Source organism: Phenylobacterium sp. (assembly GCF_030693405.1).
Taxonomy (GTDB): domain Bacteria; phylum Pseudomonadota; class Alphaproteobacteria; order Caulobacterales; family Caulobacteraceae; genus Phenylobacterium.
This window is the reverse complement of sequence record NZ_JAUYAW010000078.1, coordinates 1-16,706: the sequence shown is the minus strand read 5'-3', so window position 1 is coordinate 16,706 and position 16,706 is coordinate 1. Positions and strand designations below refer to the sequence as shown.

The 16,706-nt window shown below is 70.0% G+C and carries 17 protein-coding genes; 12 read left to right on the top strand and 5 right to left on the bottom strand.

The genetic code is table 11. From position 1 onward, the window contains the following. Positions 1-792 (bottom strand): alpha/beta fold hydrolase (locus Q8N19_RS16415; RefSeq protein ID WP_305592544.1); only part of this gene is annotated, 792 nt, incomplete at its 3' end. 171 nt (positions 793-963) lie between these two features. On the opposite strand from Q8N19_RS16415, the gene Q8N19_RS16410 reads away from it, so the two are divergent. The 5 genes from Q8N19_RS16410 to Q8N19_RS16390 all read left to right on the top strand — a co-directional run bounded on the left by Q8N19_RS16410 (position 964) and on the right by Q8N19_RS16390 (position 6,921). Next, complete coding sequence (locus tag Q8N19_RS16410; protein WP_305592542.1) at positions 964-2,481, top strand: DNA-3-methyladenine glycosylase 2 family protein; 1,518 nt, start codon at positions 964-966, stop codon at positions 2,479-2,481. Further along, positions 2,462-2,995, top strand: coding sequence for a methylated-DNA--[protein]-cysteine S-methyltransferase (locus Q8N19_RS16405; RefSeq protein WP_305592540.1), 534 nt, complete (start codon positions 2,462-2,464; stop codon positions 2,993-2,995). The genes Q8N19_RS16410 and Q8N19_RS16405 overlap by 20 nt, the downstream gene beginning before the upstream one ends. A 75-nt stretch (positions 2,996-3,070) precedes the next feature. Continuing rightward, positions 3,071-3,724, top strand: a complete 654-nt coding sequence (locus Q8N19_RS16400; RefSeq protein WP_305592537.1) for a beta/gamma crystallin-related protein — start codon at positions 3,071-3,073, stop codon at positions 3,722-3,724. A 120-nt stretch (positions 3,725-3,844) separates the two neighbouring features. Next, a complete protein-coding gene (locus tag Q8N19_RS16395) occupies positions 3,845-4,069 on the top strand; it encodes a hypothetical protein (protein WP_305592535.1) in 225 nt (74 codons plus the stop codon). 161 nt (positions 4,070-4,230) lie between these two features. Next, a complete protein-coding gene (locus tag Q8N19_RS16390) occupies positions 4,231-6,921 on the top strand; it encodes a polar localization protein TipN (protein ID WP_305592533.1) in 2,691 nt (896 codons plus the stop codon). Positions 6,922-6,935: 14 nt separating this feature from the next. On the opposite strand, the gene Q8N19_RS16385 is transcribed toward Q8N19_RS16390, so the two are convergent. Then, positions 6,936-7,493 (bottom strand): TetR/AcrR family transcriptional regulator, encoded by a 558-nt coding sequence (locus Q8N19_RS16385; RefSeq protein ID WP_305592531.1) that lies wholly within the window; start codon positions 7,491-7,493, stop codon positions 6,936-6,938. A gap of 154 nt (positions 7,494-7,647) precedes the next feature. On the opposite strand from Q8N19_RS16385, the gene Q8N19_RS16380 reads away from it, so the two are divergent. Next, positions 7,648-8,103, top strand: coding sequence for a PaaI family thioesterase (locus tag Q8N19_RS16380; protein ID WP_305592529.1), 456 nt, complete (start codon positions 7,648-7,650; stop codon positions 8,101-8,103). Here Q8N19_RS16380 and Q8N19_RS16375 read toward each other — a convergent pair. Then, positions 8,100-8,435: a YbjQ family protein gene (locus tag Q8N19_RS16375; protein ID WP_371133883.1), complete on the bottom strand. Its 336-nt coding sequence runs from the start codon at positions 8,433-8,435 to the stop codon at positions 8,100-8,102. The genes Q8N19_RS16380 and Q8N19_RS16375 overlap by 4 nt on opposite strands. A 160-nt stretch (positions 8,436-8,595) precedes the next feature. On the opposite strand from Q8N19_RS16375, the gene Q8N19_RS16370 reads away from it, so the two are divergent. From Q8N19_RS16370 to Q8N19_RS16350, 5 genes are all read left to right on the top strand, one after another. Next, positions 8,596-9,066: a DUF4112 domain-containing protein gene (locus tag Q8N19_RS16370; protein ID WP_305592527.1), complete on the top strand. Its 471-nt coding sequence runs from the start codon at positions 8,596-8,598 to the stop codon at positions 9,064-9,066. A gap of 33 nt (positions 9,067-9,099) precedes the next feature. After that, positions 9,100-9,522, top strand: a complete 423-nt coding sequence (locus tag Q8N19_RS16365; RefSeq protein WP_305592524.1) for a DUF4112 domain-containing protein — start codon at positions 9,100-9,102, stop codon at positions 9,520-9,522. Between the two features lie 89 nt (positions 9,523-9,611). After that, positions 9,612-10,880, top strand: a complete 1,269-nt coding sequence (locus Q8N19_RS16360; RefSeq protein WP_305592522.1) for a SulP family inorganic anion transporter — start codon at positions 9,612-9,614, stop codon at positions 10,878-10,880. A gap of 77 nt (positions 10,881-10,957) precedes the next feature. Continuing rightward, the gene (locus Q8N19_RS16355; RefSeq protein ID WP_305592520.1) at positions 10,958-11,644 is read left to right on the top strand and encodes a SatD family protein; all 687 of its coding nucleotides are present in this window, start codon (positions 10,958-10,960) and stop codon (positions 11,642-11,644) included. Then, entirely contained in the window at positions 11,641-12,060 is a 420-nt protein-coding gene (locus Q8N19_RS16350; RefSeq protein WP_305592518.1) for a hypothetical protein, read from the top strand. The genes Q8N19_RS16355 and Q8N19_RS16350 overlap by 4 nt, the downstream gene beginning before the upstream one ends. Positions 12,061-12,064: 4 nt before the next feature. Here Q8N19_RS16350 and scpA read toward each other — a convergent pair whose 3' ends face one another. Continuing rightward, positions 12,065-14,233, bottom strand: coding sequence for a methylmalonyl-CoA mutase (gene scpA, locus Q8N19_RS16345; protein ID WP_305592516.1), 2,169 nt, complete (start codon positions 14,231-14,233; stop codon positions 12,065-12,067). Beyond that, positions 14,230-15,678, bottom strand: a complete 1,449-nt coding sequence (locus tag Q8N19_RS16340) for a methylmalonyl-CoA mutase family protein (protein ID WP_305592514.1) — start codon at positions 15,676-15,678, stop codon at positions 14,230-14,232. The genes scpA and Q8N19_RS16340 overlap by 4 nt, the downstream gene beginning before the upstream one ends. Positions 15,679-15,856: 178 nt before the next feature. On the opposite strand from Q8N19_RS16340, the gene Q8N19_RS16335 reads away from it, so the two are divergent. Further along, the coding region (locus Q8N19_RS16335; RefSeq protein WP_305592512.1) for a nitronate monooxygenase family protein at positions 15,857-16,706 on the top strand (850 nt) is incomplete at its 3' end.

Below are 16,706 nucleotides of genomic sequence, written 5' to 3'. Positions count from 1 at the left end.
GTCGGCCATGAAGTCCTTGATGGCGGCGATCACCTCGCCTGGCGCGCTCATGTGCGGGCAGTGTCCGCTGGCGTCGAGGATTGTGCGCTGACTGCCGGCGATGGCCGCCTGGACGAAGGCCCCGACGGCGGGCGGGGCCAGGGCGTCGTCGCTGCATTCGATCAGAAGAGTCGGGGTGCGGACCTGCCTGTACTCGGCCCGGTGGTCGGAGCAGAAGGTGACGCGGGCGAATTCCTTGGCGATCTCGGGATCGGCCCGACACACGCTGTTGCGCCATTCGTCCTGGAGCTCGGGACCATTGGCCTCGCCGATCACCACCGGCGCCATCAACGCCGACCAGTCGAGATGGTTCTTGTCCATCAGGTCGAGCAGTTCCTCAATGTCGGCGGGGTCGAAGCCACCCACATAGGTGTCGGTGTTGGCGTAGCGGGGGGAGGGGCAGACCAGCACCAGGGCGGCGAACAGATCGGGCCGGGCTACGGCGGCGAGCACCCCGATGGTGGCGCTGACCGAATGGCCGACGAAGATCACGTCGCGGAGGTTCTGGCTGTCGCAGATCTCGATGACGTCGGCGGCGTAGCCGTGCAGCGTGCCGTACTTCTCCGACGAATAGGCAGACGCGTCCGAGAGCCCCGCGCCCACATGGTCGAACAGGCCGACGGCGCCCTGGCCGGTGAAGGCGTGGGCCACGTGGCGCCACATGTTCTGATCGCAGCCGAAGCCGTGGGCGAAGAGATAGGTGGCGGGGCCGCGACCGTGAAAGACGAGATTGTTGCGGGCCGCGACGTCCATCGGAAGCTCCATTGCCATTCCTCTTTTGCCGCATGGCGCCTAACAATTGTTGAAATCGACCGAGATTTCTCCGGTTTGAACGGCGTCCGCGGGAGGCGGCTCAGCGCAGCCGCAAGCTGGATGTCCGAAAACCGCGAGACAGGGCGCCCGCCAGGCGCGATCCTGGCGCTCATGGATCTGGATGACGACGCCTGCTACCGCGCCCTGTCGATGCGCGACGCCCGCCTGGACGGGAAGATTTTTGTCGGCGTGCGCAGCACGGGAATCTACTGCCGGCCCATCTGTCCGGCGCGGACCCCGCTTCGCCGTAACGTCACCTTCTACGCCTCGGCCCCTGCGGCCCAGGAGGCGGGGTTCCGGCCGTGTCTGAGGTGCCGGCCGGAAACCTCGCCGGACCTGGGCGCCTGGCGCGGCAGCTCCAACACTGTGGCCCGCGCCCTGGCGATGATCGAGGACGGCGCCCTGGACACCGGCGACGTGGAGGGCCTTGGCGATCGGTTGGGCGTCGGAGGCCGCCAGCTGCGCCGGCTGTTCAAGCAGCACCTGGGCGCCTCGCCGGTGGCCGTCGCGCAGACCCGGCGGGTGCTGCTGGCCAAACAGCTGATCTGCGACACCACCCTGCCCATGGCCGAGGTGGCGCTGGCGGCCGGCTTCGGCAGCGTGCGGCGGTTCAACGAGACGTTCCAGCAGCTTTACGCCCGGCCGCCCGCGGCGCTGCGGCGACGCCAGAAGCCCGAGGTGAGCGCCCAGGACGGCGGCGGGGTCGTCCTGCGGCTGGCCTATCGAGCCCCCTACGACTGGAAAGGCATCCTGGACTTTCTGGCCCTGCGCGCGGTGCCGGGCGTGGAGGCGGTGCGCGACGGGCGCTACAGCCGCGCCCTGCGGATCGATGGGACGATAGGCCTGGTCACCGTGGCGTCCGGGCCCGGGGAGACCCTGGAGGTGCGCGCCCAGTTTCCGCGGCTGCGGGCCTTGCCACAGGTCATCGCCCGGGTGCGCCGGGTCTTCGACCTGGGGGCCGATCCGGCGCAGGTGAATGCGCATCTGTCGCTGGATCCACATCTGGCGCCCCTGGTGGCCCAGCGACCCGGCCTGCGGGCGCCCGGCGCCTGGGACGGATTCGAACTGGCGGTGCGCGCGGTGCTGGGCCAGCAGATCACGGTCGCCGGCGCCCGGGCCCTGGCCGGCCGGCTGGCGGCGCAATATGGCGAGGCCCTGCCGGCGGACCTGGCGGGGGAGGGGCTGAGCCGCCTGTTTCCGACGCCGCAGGCCCTGGCCGCGATCGATCCTGAAACCCTGCCCATGCCCCGCGCCCGGGGCCGCGCCCTGGTGGGGCTGGCGACCGCCGCGGCGGCAGATCCCGATCTCTTCGCGCCCCGCGGGTCGCTGGAGGCGGCGGTGGCCAGGCTGAAGGCTCTGCCCGGGATCGGCGAATGGACGGCCCAGTACATCGCCCTGCGCCAGATGCGCGAGCCCGACGCCTTTCCCCATGGGGACATCGGCCTGATGCGCGCCATGACAGGCCCTGACGGAATACGCCCAAGCGCTGGCGAACTGCTGGCGCGCGCCGAGGCCTGGCGGCCCTGGCGGGCCTATGGCGCCTTGCACCTGTGGGCCTCGGAGGGGCTCGCCCCCAAGCCCGAGCGCCTGAACCTGATGGAGGTCTCCCATGACCAAGACGCCGCTTGAGGCCCTGTTCATCTCGCCCATCGACACGCCGCTGGGCGCAGCCCAGATCGTGTTCGACGGCGTGGGCGTCCTGCGCGCCTTCGACTGGGACAGTCATCGGGAGCGGATGGATCGGCTCCTGCGCCGCCACTATGGCGTGGTGGCGCTCCGGGACGCCCCGGCGCCCCAGGACCTTTTGGACCCGTTCCACGCCTATTTCGGGGGCGAAGCCGGCGCCCTGGCCGCCATCCCCTGGGCCACAGCCGGCACCGCCTTTCAGAATCGGGTCTGGCAGGCCCTGTGCGACATCCCGGCTGGCGAAACCTGGTCCTACGGACGGCTGGCTCTGCACATCGGCGCCCCATCTGCGGTCCGGGCCGTGGGTCTGGCCAACGGCGCCAACCCCGTGGGCCTGGTTGTGCCGTGTCACCGGGTGATCGGCGCCAATGGGTCGCTGACCGGCTATGGCGGCGGGCTGGAGCGCAAGCGCTGGCTGCTCGCCCATGAGGGGGCCGAACTCCGCCTGCGCCCCTGATCTGGCGTCGGGCGACTTGGCCGACGGGCGCCCAAGGTCTAGGTTGCCGATCGAGGGACGACTGGGGAGTAGAGTATGATGAAACGCGTGATCCTGACCGCTGTGCTGGCGGTGACGACGGCCGCCGCCGGCTCGGCCGTGGCCCAGAACTACGGCGGCGGCGGACGACAGCCCTCGGCCATCCTGTTCGACCAGCCAAACTTCCAGGGCCGTCAGACCACCATCTACGGCATGGCCACCAACCTGCCCCGGGACTGGAACGACAAGACCATGAGCGCCCGGTTCCAGGGCCGCTGGCGCATCTGCGAGAACTCCGACTTCGGGGGCCGCTGCCAGGATGTGTCCGGCGACGTCCCGAATATGAACACCCTGGGGATGGGCGAGCGGATCACCTCGCTGCAGGCCTATTCCGGCGCCGGTGGTAACGATGGCGGCGGCTTTCGGCCCCCTCCCGGCGGCAACTGGCGTCCGGGCGGCGGCAATTGGAGCGGCCCCAATCAGTACCGGCCCACCGAGGGCGTGCGCTCGGTCTTCTTCCCCTATCCCACCTATGACGGCTACGACATCGCCGCGGGCTCCAGTTCGGCCAACGCCTTCTGCCGCTCTCAGGGTCTGGGCTCCTCAGCCTATTACGACTCCAGCCAACGCGCCCAACAGGCCGTGGATGGGGAAGGGCGTTACACCGGCCCGACCAGTGTCCTGCGCGACGTGGTCTGCCGGCGCTACTGAGGTTCGCTGCGCCGAAGTCGGCGTCACATGAACGAAGTTTCATGTGACGCCGTATTGCCGCGCTTCCTCCCCTGATCGATAAGTCGCCCACAGACTCGTATCGGTGACGGGAGAGATCCGATGCAAACCTTCACAGAGATCGTCGCAGCCGTGGTGATCCACGCTTCGGCCGTGGCCTATGGGCATCTGGGCGTGCTGGTGGAACCTCAGCAGCCTGAGCGCACCGCGCCGGCTGAGCGCAAGGTGGCCCGCTCGGTGTCGCCGCAGCCGCCGCAGAAGTCCTGTGATGCGCCCAAGCCCGTGGCCCCCTGTCCCGACGTGCCTCTGAGCCTTGGCCGGGCCTGATCCGGCGCGGTCCCGACTGAAAATTCTCCGCCTGCGCGCAAATCCGCCGCATGGCGCTTTGCGCCGGACGCGTTCAACGTTAATCCTTGCCGTTCAGGGCGTGCGCCAGACGACGAAACGTCGGTTCGCGGGGCGTGTTGGCCGCAAGTAATGGGCCGCAGATGAAGATCAAGAACCGGCGTCAGCCGCTGGATTTCCAGAATCTCACCGAGGCTGAGGCCGCGTCGGCCCGCGAGGCTGAGGCGCCGGAGGCCGGACCAGACCTTGATCTGGACCTCACCGACGCGCCAATCGTTGGAACCTCGCGGGTCGCCGCGCAAGACGAGTCCTACAGCTCAGATCCATCCGAAGCGGAGGCGCGGCCCGACGAGGCCCCCTTCACCCTGGCCGATCCGGCCTCGGCCGGCGACCTGACCCGGCCCAGGACGCCCCCTGCGACGGGGGGGCGTTCGGCCCTGACGGCCCAGGCCTCCGCGCCGGCCGACCGCGAGGCCGAGCCTCCAGCCTGGCCGGTCTATGCAGGCGCCCTGGCGATTTCGGTCCTCTGCTCCTTTGCGCCCATGGCCTATGCCTGGGGCTATCGGGGCGATGTGGTGCCCTTCCAGAACGACGCCTTTGCGCTGGGGGTCTTCGCCCTGCTGGCCCTGGCGCCGGCCCTGCTGGTGTGGGTGGCGGCCTATGCCCTAAGGCAGGGTCAGAAACTCGCCGGCGAGACCCGCCGCGCCCAGCGGCTGGCTGATGAGATGGTTTCGCCCGCCCTGGTGGCCGCCGGCCGCGCTGGCGACGTGGTGGCCCAGGTGCGCGAGGAGATCATCCGCGCCGGCGAGGCGGCCCATGACGCCCGCGAGACGCTGGCGGCCCTGCGCTCGGCTCTGGCGGCGGAGACCGAACAACTGGTCAATGCGGCGGCGGCCTCGGCCCGCACCGCGGAATCCCTGACCCGCAGCCTGTCCCAGGAACGGGTGGAGATGACCGCCCTGGCCAGCGTGCTGGACGCCCAGTCCACCGCCGTGGTCGACGCCATCACTAGCCAGGCCAAGATGGTGGCCGAGGCCTCTGACCTGGCCGAGACCCAGCTGCGGGAAGCCGAAGCCTCGCTGGCCGCCCGGGCCGCTGACCTGGCCGCCGCCGCCGGCGAGACCAGCGACATCGCCCGCACGGTGGGCGAGGATCTGACCCGCCATATCGCCCGGCTGGAAAGCGCCGGGGCCGGCGTCGCCGATCAGGTGGGCGCGGCCGAGACGGGGCTGTCGGAGCAACGCGCCGCCCTGGTGGCCGTGGCCCACGGTATCCGCGCCGACCAGGAGTCCTTCGCCGCCGAGGCCGAGACCCAGACCGCCAAGCTGGCGGAATATCTGTCGGAGGCCAGGCTTTCGGCGGTGGAAGTGGGCGACCGCGCCATCAAGGGCGCCCAGATGCTTCGGGAACTGGTGGCCCAGGCGACCGAGCAGTTCGCCGACATGGCCGACGCCGCCCAGGGCGAGCGCGACGCCTTCGCCGAGAGCCTGCGGCAGTCCTGGGGCCTGCTTGCCGACACCGCCGCCGGCGAGCGCGGCCAATTGCAGGCCGAGACCCAGGCGGCCATCGACGCCCTGTCGCAGGCCGCCGAACAGACCCGCGCCGCCGCCGCCCGCCATGCCGAGGCCGCCCGCCAGCAGGTGGACCAGCTGTCGGAAGCGGCCTTCGCCGCCGGCCAGAAGGCCGATCAGGTGTTCGAGGGCCGTCTTGAAGAGGCGCGCTCGCTGATCGAACAGTCGGCAGGCCTGGTGGAAGAGGCCGGCGCCCAGACAGCCCGCAAGCTGGAGGCCAGCGCCGCCTCGGCCCGCGCCACCCTTCACGAGCTGCAGGACCTGCTGGCCGACCTGGACGCCCGCGCGGCCGAACTGCCGGCCACGGCGCGCCAGCAGGCCGATGATGTCCGGGCCGCCGTGGGCGAGAGCCTGGACGACCTGATGGCCCAGGCCCGGCGCACGGCCGAGGAGACTCAGGCCATCGACGCGGCCTTCCAGGAACGGGTCAGCCGCAACTATGAGATGCTGAGCGAGGCCGTTCGGCTGATGGGCTCTGTGGCCACCACCGCCAGCGGCGGGCTGGGCTCGGGCCTCGGCGCGGGCTTCCCGGCCGCACCGCCCCGTGAGCGGCGGCCGGCGGCGCGGGAGGACCGGGTTCGCCCGGCGGCGTCCGCCCCGCGCGCTGACCCCCCGCGGGCTGAGCCTGCGCGAGCAGCGGGCGTCGATGACGAGGCGCCCCTGGAATTGCGGCCCTCGACTCCCTGGCCTGCCCGCGACGGGCGGCGGAGTCCGGCCGAAGAGGCGGGCCTCCGGCCCCGTCTGCGCCTGACCCCCACCGCCACCGACGAGGAATTCTCCAGCCTGTTTGAGTCCGCCGGCGGTCCGCCGCCCGCGGCCGCGGCCGAGCCTGCGGATGAGGGGGATGGCCTGACCTGGAAGGACCTGCTGGCGGCCATCGATGAGCCGCCGCCGCGTCCGCTGGACGAGCGTCGGGAGGCTCAGCTCCTGTCGGATATCGTCGCACTGGGCATCGATCCCTCGGCCCTGCTGCCACGCGGGCGGATCGATGAGATCGGCGCGGTGGTGCAGACCGGGGACCTGGAGGGCGCCCGCCAGGTGGTCCGCCGACTGGCGCCCGCCGCCACGCGGCGCCTGACCCGGAGGCTGTTCACCGACGATGCGCTGAAGGCCGAGGCCGGCGACTATCTGCGGCGCTACCGGGGCATGCTCGACGAGGCGGTGGCCCGGGACCAGGAGGGCTTCATGGTCGCCACGCTTTTGGCCTCGGACGCTGGTCGTGTCTTCCTGCTGCTCGACGCGGCGGCCGGCGACATGATGTGAGGCCTGGGGCCGGTTCAGGCCTTGGTTTGACCTTCAGACCGCGCGCGGAACTGCGCAAGATAGGCGCGCGACAGGCTGACGAGCTCGTCCTCAAACGCCTGGTCGTGGAAGAAATCGACCCCTTCCAGCACGGCTGAGCGCATCGCCCCGTGCATGGCGCGGGTGAGCACGAAGGCGCTGATCGGTTCGAGGGGGTCCTGGGTCTGGTTCAGGGTCTGGGTGAAGGCCTCGAACCGTCCGGCCAAGGCCTCGGCAGGCGTTGTCTCGAACCAGACTCCCATGGCGATCCGCCGGGCGCGGGCCCGACCCTGGAAGGCGCCGATGAAGGCCCGGACGAGGGCGCGGTCGGGGGCTAGCCCCGCACCCTTCTCCCGCAGCAGCCGCTGCATCTCCGCGGCGTGTAGAACACTCTCACGCTCGCCCAGGGCATGCATCAGGACCCGCTTGTTGGGGAAGTAGCGATAGACCGCGCCGATGCTGACGCCGGCCCGCTCGGCCACCGCATTGGTGGTGAAGCCATCCAGGCCGTCGCGCTCCAAAAGCTGAGCCGCCGCCTCGAGGATGATGTCCACGGTCTCGGCGGCGCGCTTCTGGCGGGGAACTTTCCGTGTCGCGTCAGACAGTTGAGACTCCCTTCTCAGGATTGAGGCCAGCCGCCCGAAGGCGAGTAGGGCGCCCGCTGCGCCCTGGCTAGCCTACAGGCGATGCATAGGGAAAGGACGTCGCATGACTTGGGCTACGGAACGACTTGAGGCGATCTGCTCTGGGCAGGGGCCGTTGCCGCCGATCGTCGAGCAACTGCGGTTGGGCCGCCTTGACGCCTGGGGGGAGGGATGGGTGCGCAAGACCTGGACGCCCCATCCCAGCCTGGACACGGCCGATGGTTCCCTGTTCGGCGGCTATATCGCCGCCCTGGCCGACCAGACTCTGGCCTTCGCCACCATGACGGTGGTTCCAGATGACCAGCACTACAGGACCACCCAGTTGCAGGTCAGCTTTCTGCGGGTCGGCCGTAACGCGCCGGTGGAGATCCATGCCCAGGTGATCGCCGCCACGCGCCAGATGATCACCCTGCGCGCCAGCTTCGTTCAGGGGGAGGGCCGGCTGATCGCCGAGGCCGGCGCCCAGCAAATCCTGATGCCGATCCCGACCGCCGCCGCGGTCCCGCAGGCGCCGAGCTAGATCACCACGGCCGAGCCGTTGACCGCCACCATCAGCATCGAGCCGTTGGGGCCGATGGCATGGTAGTCGAGGTCGACGCCGACCACGGCGTTGGCGCCCACCTTCTTGGCTTCTTCGGCCAGGGCCAGCAGCGCGTCTTCCCGAGCCCGGGCCATGACCCGCTCATAGCCGCGGGAGCGGCCGCCGAAGAAATCGCGGATGGCGGCCATCAGGTCGAGCACCACATTGGCCCCGAGAATGGCCTGGGCCGAGACCATGCCCAGGTGCTGGCGCACGGGGCGGCCTTCGAGGAAGTCGGTGGTGACGATGAGGATGTCGGGTTCACGCGCCATGGCGAATTCATAGGATCAAATTGCGACGCTCGCGATGCGGAATCGCGCCCGGGGCGAGCATTGCCGCCGCGCGGGTCTGACCGTGGATGAAAAGTACGCGAATGGCTTCAAGGTTAAGCTTGGTTGGTCCACATTGCCCCGACCCCGCTGGAGGCCGCGCATGTTCTTCGCCCGATCCCACATCGAGCTTCACAATATCCGCGCCAGCATCGAGCGCACCAAGCGGCTTTCGGACAATGTGATCAAGATCGGCCCCATCGGGGTGGGGCTCGACGGCCTGCTGACCTGGATTCCCTGGGCCGGCGGGCTCTACAGCGCCGGCGCAGGTCTGGTCCTGCTCAGCGACGGGTTCCGCGCCCGGTGCGCGCCTATGGTGATGCTGGAGGCGACCATGGTGCTGCTGGCCGATCTGGCCATCGGGATCGCGCCGGTGCCAGGCGGACTCGGCAAGCTGGCGGACGTGCTGTTTTCAGGTCACAAATGGGCGGCTGACCTGATGATCAAGCATATGGAAGAGACCATCTATTTTGAAGGCTCCCGCAAGGATGTGGTCCATACGCCCGAATATCGAGACATCCTGTCGCGCATCAAGGATGGCAAGGAACGTCGCCGAGTCGTGTTCCTCGGCTGAGCCGGGTTTGGTTTGTCGCGATGGAGCGGTCCGGTGGCGGTGACGCAGGACAAGGCGCACCGCGCCTGGCGCGCCGCCGAGCGGATCAAGCGCCTGTCTGACCGGCTGGTGGGCGTCGGACCCATCGGGCTGGGCCTCGACGGCATACTGGCCTGGGTGCCCATCGCCGGCACGGTCTACAGCGTGGGCGCTGGCGCGCTGCTGATCGCTGAGGGCCTGCGGGGCGGCGCCTCGGTCGTGACGCTGGCGCGGATGGGCGCCTATCTGGCCTTCGACTCCGCCACCTCCACAGTGCCTGTGGCCGGCTGGGCGGTGGACACCCTGTTCCCCGGACATCTGATGGCGGCCAAGGCGCTGCAGAAGGATATCGAGGCGCGCCATGGCCCGTCCGCCCTGCCGGAGAGCTGGGATCGCAAGCGCCGGGCGCGGGCCGGACGCCGAGGCGTCAAGATCTGAAACTCAGTCTGATTGGCCAGTTTGCGCCAGATCAGCGACTGTGGGGGCCGCCCCGGCGATAAGGGGCGCGTCTTCAACCTCAGAACCCCATGACCGACGCCGCCAAGGCCTCGAACCTCTATCTGCCCAAGTTGGCCAGCCAGCTAAGGGAGGGCTACCGTCTCGCCGACCTGAGGGCCGACGCCGTGGCCGGCCTGACCGTGGCTATCGTGGCCCTGCCGCTCTCCATGGCCATCGCCATCGCCTCGGGGGTGGGGCCGGAGCGGGGGCTCTATACCGCCATTGTCGGGGGTTTCCTCGTCTCCATGCTGGGGGGCAGCCGGTTCCAGATCGGCGGGCCGGCCGGCGCCTTCATCGTTCTGGTGGCGAGCACGGTTCATCTGCACGGGATCGAGGGGCTGGTCCTGGCGACCTTCCTGTCGGGGCTGATGCTGGCGGCCGGCGGGGTGTTGCGCCTGGGCAACCTGATCCGCCTGATCCCTGCGCCCGTCACAGTGGGCTTCACCGCCGGCATCGCGGTGATCATCCTGGTCAGCCAGGTGCGCGACCTGCTTGGCCTGAGCCTCAGCGGCGGGGAGCCTGCGGAATTCGGACCCAAGGTGGCGGCGCTCGTCCAGGCCCTGCCGAGCGCCAACCCGCCCGCCGTGGCGGTGGCGGCGGTGGTGATTGTCCTGATCCTGGCGGTGCGGCGCTGGCGGCCGGCCTGGCCGGCCCTGCTGATCGCCGTCAGCCTCGCCTCGGCGGCCGCGGCCCTGCTGGCCCTGCCGGTGGAGACCATTGGCTCCAAGTTCGGCGGCATCCCGCGCACTCTGCCCATTCCGCATCTGCCCGACCTCTCGATGGCCAAGGTGCTGGCGGTGCTGCCGGCGGCGGCGGCCTTCACCCTGCTGGGCGCCATCGAGAGCCTGCTCTCAGCCGTAGTGGCCGACGGCATGACCGGACGGCGGCATCGCTCCAACATGGAGCTGGTGGCCCAGGGGATCGCCAATTCCGGCGCGGCCCTGTTTGGCGGCATGCCGGTGACTGGCACGATCGCGAGGACCGCCACCAATGTCCGGGCCGGCGCCCATGGCCCGGTGTCGGGCATGCTGCACGCGCTCTATCTGCTGGCCTTCATGCTGATCGCAGCCCCGCTGGCGGCCTATATCCCCCTGGCCGCCCTGGCGGGCCTGCTGGCGGTGGTGGCCTGGAACATGGTGGAGAAGGCCGAGATCGCCCACCTACTGCGGGAGAACCGGGGCGGGGCCGCCGTGATGGCGGTGACGCTCGCCCTGACGCTGGCCCACGACCTGATCGCCGGCATCGCGGGGGGCTGCGTCCTGGCTATGGCGCTGGCGTGGGGGCCACGGAGGCGATAGCCCAGTAATGGGCTACTAAGCCATGGTATCCCTTTTTAGGGATACAATTCGAAATTATCCCTGTATAGGGTAACGCCATGATCGCGCTTGTCGAACCGCTGCTTGAGACGCTTCCGCGGGCCTCCCATGCCGTGGTTATGGGCGACCTCGTGTCGAGCGAGGACACGGCGTCGGTCGAGACCTTGCACGCGTGCTTCAACGCCGCGGTCCAGAGCGCCAACGACGCCCATCGGCGGCAGATCGTCTCGCCCCTGACCATCACCCTGGGGGATGAGTTCCAGGGGCTCTGCGCCACCCTGGAAGGTGGCCTGCATGTGGCGCGCGACCTGAGGGCGCAACTCCTCACCGCCGGGCTTGGCTGCCGGTTCGTGGTGGGGGCGGTGCTGTTGGAGACGCCGGTGAACTCAGCACGGGCCTGGAACATGATGGGACCAGGGCTCGCCGGCAGCCGCCAGCGGCTGGGGGACAAGCGCGACGCCAACGCCTATCGCTTCGAGCTGCGGGGCGAGCCGGAGCTCCAGGCCCTGATGGAAGCTGTGGGGGCCGGGTTGACGAAGATCGAGGACGGCTGGACCGACCGCCAGCGGGAAGTGGTGCTGGCCCTGCGGGGGGAGGCCGCCGCCCCGCTGGCCGAGCGGCTGGGGATGTCGGCTCAGACCCTCTACAAGATCCGGCGCGCCGGCGAATTCGACCTCTATCAGCGCCAGTGGGCGGCGCTCGAAGCCATGGCCGCAAGGCTGGACCTGGCGCTGGGCCTCACATGAGCGCAGCCCTTCTCCATAGCCTCGGGGCGTCGCTGGTCGCGCTCCTGCTGCTGACCTGGGGCGGCAATCTGGCGTGCCAGCTTCTCCTGCGGTGGAGCGGCTTGCGCGCGGCCCGCAGCGCCGAGGCGGCGGACGACGAGGCGGCAAAGACGCCGCGCGTCGGCCGGGTGATCGGCCACCTGGAGCGGCTGGCCATCGCCGGCGGCCTGGTCGTCGGAGCCTGGGAGGTGCTGGTCGCGGTCGTGGCGTTGAAGAGCGTGGCGCGCTTCAAGGACCTGGAGGAGAAGCTGAACGCCGAATACTTCCTGGTCGGCTCGCTGTTCAGCGTCCTGTGGGCAGTGGCCGTGACCTTCGCCTGGCGCGCCTATGACGCCCAGTGGGGACTGGACCTCGCCGCCAGTCTGCCCGGGCTCTGACCCATCAGCTTCGGGCGGCGTCCAGCTGGGCGTAGCCGAGTTCCTCGTTGAGGCGATCCAGCACCTCGATGGCGCATTCGGGCACCACCGTGCCCGGCGGGAAGATGGCGGCGACGCCCATGTCGGTGAGCGCTGCGAAGTCTTCCGGCGGGATCACGCCGCCGACCACCACCAGGATGTCGGGGCGGCCCAGGCGGGCGAGTTCGGCCTTGAGCTCGGGCACCAGGGTCAGGTGGCCGGCCGCCAGCGAGCTTGCGCCCACCACGTGGACCTGGCGTTCGACGGCCAGGGCTGCGGCCTCGGCCGGGGTCTGGAAGAGGTCGCCGATCTCCACCTCGAAGCCGAGATCAGCGAAGCCCGAGGCGATCACCTTCTGGCCGCGGTCATGGCCGTCCTGGCCCATCTTGGCGATCAGCACCCGGGGCTTGCGGCCGTCGGCGGCGGAAAACGCGCCGACCATGGCCTTGGCCTTCTGGGCCGCAGGGGTTTCGCCGGCCTCGCGCAGATAGACGCCCTTGACCGCATCGGCCTTGGCCTTGTGGCGGTCGAAGACCTTTTCCAGGGCGTAGCTGATCTCGCCCACCGTGGCCTTGGCCCGGGCGGCCTCGACCGACAGGGCCAGCAGGTTACCGTTTCCGGCCGCGCCGGCGGTCAGCGCGTCCAGCGCCTTCTCCACCGCCGCGGGATCGCGCTCGGCCTTCAGGCGGGCGAGCTTCTCCAGCTGGCGCTGGCGGACGGCGGAGTTGTCGACCTTAAGCACCGGAATTTCGTCCAGCTCGGCGGAGCGGTAGCGGTTGACGCCGACCACGCTCTGGCGGCCGGAATCGATGCGGGCCTGGGTGCGGGCGCTGGCCTCCTCGATGCGGCGCTTGGGCAGGCCGTCCTCAATGGCCTTGGCCATGCCGCCCAGGGCCTCGACCTCGGCGATGTGGGTGCGCGCGCGGGCGGCGAGGTCGGCGGTCAGGCGCTCCACATAGTAGGACCCGCCCCAGGGGTCGATGACCCGGGTCTGGCCGCTTTCCAGCTGCAGGAAGAGCTGGGTGTTGCGCGCGATTCGGGCGGAGAAGTCCGTCGGCAGGGCGAGCGCCTCGTCCAGGGAATTGGTGTGCAGGCTCTGGGTCTGGCCGCCGGTGGCCGCCATGGCCTCGACGCAGGTGCGCGCGACATTGTTGTAGACGTCCTGGGCCGCCAGGCTCCAGCCGCTGGTCTGGGTGTGGGCCCGCAGGGACAGCGAGCGGGGGTCCTTGGGCGCGAACTCGGCCTGCATGAGTTCGGCCCAGAGCAGGCGGCCGGCCCGCTGCTTGGCGATCTCCATGAAGGCGTTCATGCCGGCGTTCCAGAAGAAGGACAGGCGCGGGGCGAACTTGTCGACGGTCATGCCGGCGGCGACGCCCGCGCGGACATATTCGATTCCGTCGGCCAGGGTGTAGGCCAGTTCCAGGTCCAGCGTCGCCCCGGCTTCCTGGATGTGATAGCCGGAAATGGAGATCGAGTTGAACCTCGGCATCTCGGTCGAAGTGTATGAAAAAATGTCGGAAATGATCCGCATCGAAGGCGCGGGCGGATAGATGTAGGTGTTCCGGACCAGGAACTCCTTGAGGATGTCGTTCTGGATGGTGCCCGACAGCTTGGCCGGCGGCACGCCCTGTTCCTCGGCGGCCACGATATAGAGCGCCAGGATCGGCAGGACCGCGCCGTTCATGGTCATGGACACGCTCATCTGATCGAGCGGGATCCCGTCGAACAGGGTGCGCATGTCCAGGATGGAGTCGATGGCGACGCCGGCCATGCCCACATCGCCGGCCACCCGCGGATGGTCGGAATCGTAGCCCCGGTGGGTGGCGAGGTCGAAGGCCACCGACAGGCCCTTCTGACCGGCCGCCAGGTTGCGGCGATAGAAGGCGTTGGAATCCTCGGCCGTGGAGAAGCCCGCATACTGGCGGATGGTCCACGGATTGGTGGCGTACATGGTCGGATAGGGGCCGCGCAGGAAAGGCGCGAGGCCGGGATAGCCGTCCAGGCCGCTGAGGCCCTCGATGTCGGCGGGCCCATAGGCCGGCGCGACGTCGATCCCTTCGGGTGTCGGCCAGGGCGCGGCGGAGGGGGCCGTGGGATTGGGCGCAGGGCGCTCGGCGTCGAAGGCCACTTCGGTGAAGTCTGGGAAGGCGCTCATTGGGCGGCCCCTTCGGCATTGGGGGTCTCGAAGGGTTCGGAAATGCGTAAAGGCGCAAGCGGCGGGCAGCGGCCGTCCGGGCCTGGCAGCCGCGGGGAGGGCGCGTTGGCCACTGGGGCGCCGGGGGCGGCGTCCACCTCGACAGGCTCGTCCTTGGCCGGGGGGAAGGCGGTGACGCCGACAATGGCCGGCTCGCCGGCCTCGGCGCGGGCCGCGCAGGTGGTCTCCACCTCGGCGGCGATATGGCCGGCGGTCAGGGCCGAGACCACCCCGCCCAGGCCCTCGGTCACCTGGAAGGCTGACCAGGCCGCCCGGGCGATCTGGTCGGTCAGCGCCTCCACATAGCCGGAGCCGGCGGCCGGGTCGGCGACGCGGCCGATATGGGCCTCTTCCATCAGGACCAGCTGGGTATTGCGGCTCTGGCGCCGCGCCAGCGGCGAAGGCCGGCCAAGGGCGTCGGTGAAGGCGCCCAGGACGACGGCGTCGGCCCCGCCGACGGCCGCGCCGAAACCCGCCGAGGTCAGGCGCAGCATGTTGGTCCAGGGGTCGCGACGGGTGAGCATCCGCTGGGAGGAGCGGGCCTCAATGCGGGCCGGGATATCCAGGCCGCAGGCGCCGACGAGCCTGGCCCAGACCAGGCGGGCGGCGCGCAGCTTGGCGATGGTCAGGAAGTAGTCGGCCTCGGCGGCGAGACCCAGGGTGATGCGGGAAAAGGCCTGGTCCATGGCCATGCCGGCCCGGACCATGGCCTTGGCATAGGCGAGCGCGCTGGCGGCGGCGAAGGCCACCTCGCAGGCGGCCCCGCCGCCGGCCTCGTGAACCACGGCGCCGGAGGCCAGGAAGAGCTGCGCCTGGGGATAGGTGACCGCGTGGCGGGCGGCCGCGCCGGCGCAGGCGAAGAGGTGGGCCTCGATGGGGCCGGGGCTGGCGCCGGTGCGGGCGAAGGCGCTCAGGGGATCGAGGTGGAATTGAAGAAGGGCGGTGGGCGAGGCCTTGGCCACCCCGCTCAGCCAGTCGGCGGCCTGGGTCCCCAGAAAGCCCGCGTCCAGGGCGACAGGGGCGAGCTCCAGGATCACGCCCTCCAGCACCCGGGCGAGGACTTCTGTCGATCCCACGGCCACGCCGGCCTGGGCGGTGGGATCAAGACTGATGAGCACCGAGGCGGCGCCGCCCTCCAGGTCAGCCAGGAGGTCGGCATTGGCCCGGTCGGGGTCCGGATGTCGCGTCGCAGCCCGCAGGTCCCAGGCGCGATCAGGATCAAAGGGCCGGCTCGGGACCGGCGCGCCTTCGCCTGCGTCATAGAGCGGCGCAATGGTCAGGCCGTCGGCGGTTGTGGTGGTGAGGCTCTCCGGGGGCTTGTCGCCCAGGGTCTTGAGCACAAGGGCGCGCCAGTCTTCGGCGCTGGCCGGCGGAAATTCCACGGCGGGGAAAGCGTTCTGGACCATCCCCCCTGTGATGAGCCGGGGGCGCGGGGAGCGTCAAGGGCGCCGCAACGGCGCCTGAGCGCGGTTTCTCGCCCCAGGAGGGTTCACCCTGCGGCAGGTCGCGTGACTTCTTGCGCCCGGCGGCGCTTTTCCCTTACATCGTAAATCACAAGCCTGTCCGCCGACAAAGGAAACGCCCATGGCCCTGCCGCCCATTCTCCGTGACCGCCTGCGCCTGCCGGTCATCGCCTCGCCGCTGTTCATTATCTCGAACCCGGACCTGGTGATCGCCCAGTGCAAGGCCGGCATCGTCGGCTCGTTCCCGGCGCTGAACGCCCGGCCGGCGAGCCAGCTGGACGAGTGGCTGGCCCAGATCACCGAGGAGCTGGCTGACTGGGACGCCAAGAACCCGGACCTGCCCTCGGCGCCGTTCGCGGTGAACCAGATCGTGCACAAGACCAACGACCGGCTGGAGCACGATGTGGAGATGGCGGCCAAGTACAAGGTCCCGATCATCATCACCTCGCTGGGCGCGCGGGAGGATGTGAACCAGTCGGTGCACGCCTATGGCGGTATCGTCATGCATGACGTGATCAATGACCGCTTCGCCCGCAAGGCGGTGGAAAAGGGCGCCGACGGCCTGATCCCCGTGGCGGCCGGGGCCGGCGGCCATGCCGGCGCCCTGTCGCCCTTCGCCCTGATCCAGGAGCTGCGGACCTGGTTCGACGGACCGATCGCGCTCTCGGGCGCCATCGCCAATGGCGCGGCCATCCTGGGCGCCCAGGCCATGGGGGCGGACCTGGCTTATATCGGCTCGGCCTTCATCGCGACGAAGGAGGCCAATGCGGCCCAGGGCTATAAGGACATGATCGTCGAGAGCTCGGGCGAGGACATCGTCTATTCGAACCTCTTCACCGGGGTGCACGGCAACTATCTGCGGCCCTCGATCCTGGCGGCGGGCCTCGACCCCGACAACCTCCCGGAAGCCGATCCGTCAAAGATGAACTTCGGTTCGGGCGGCAACACCAAGGCCAAGGCCTGGAAGGACA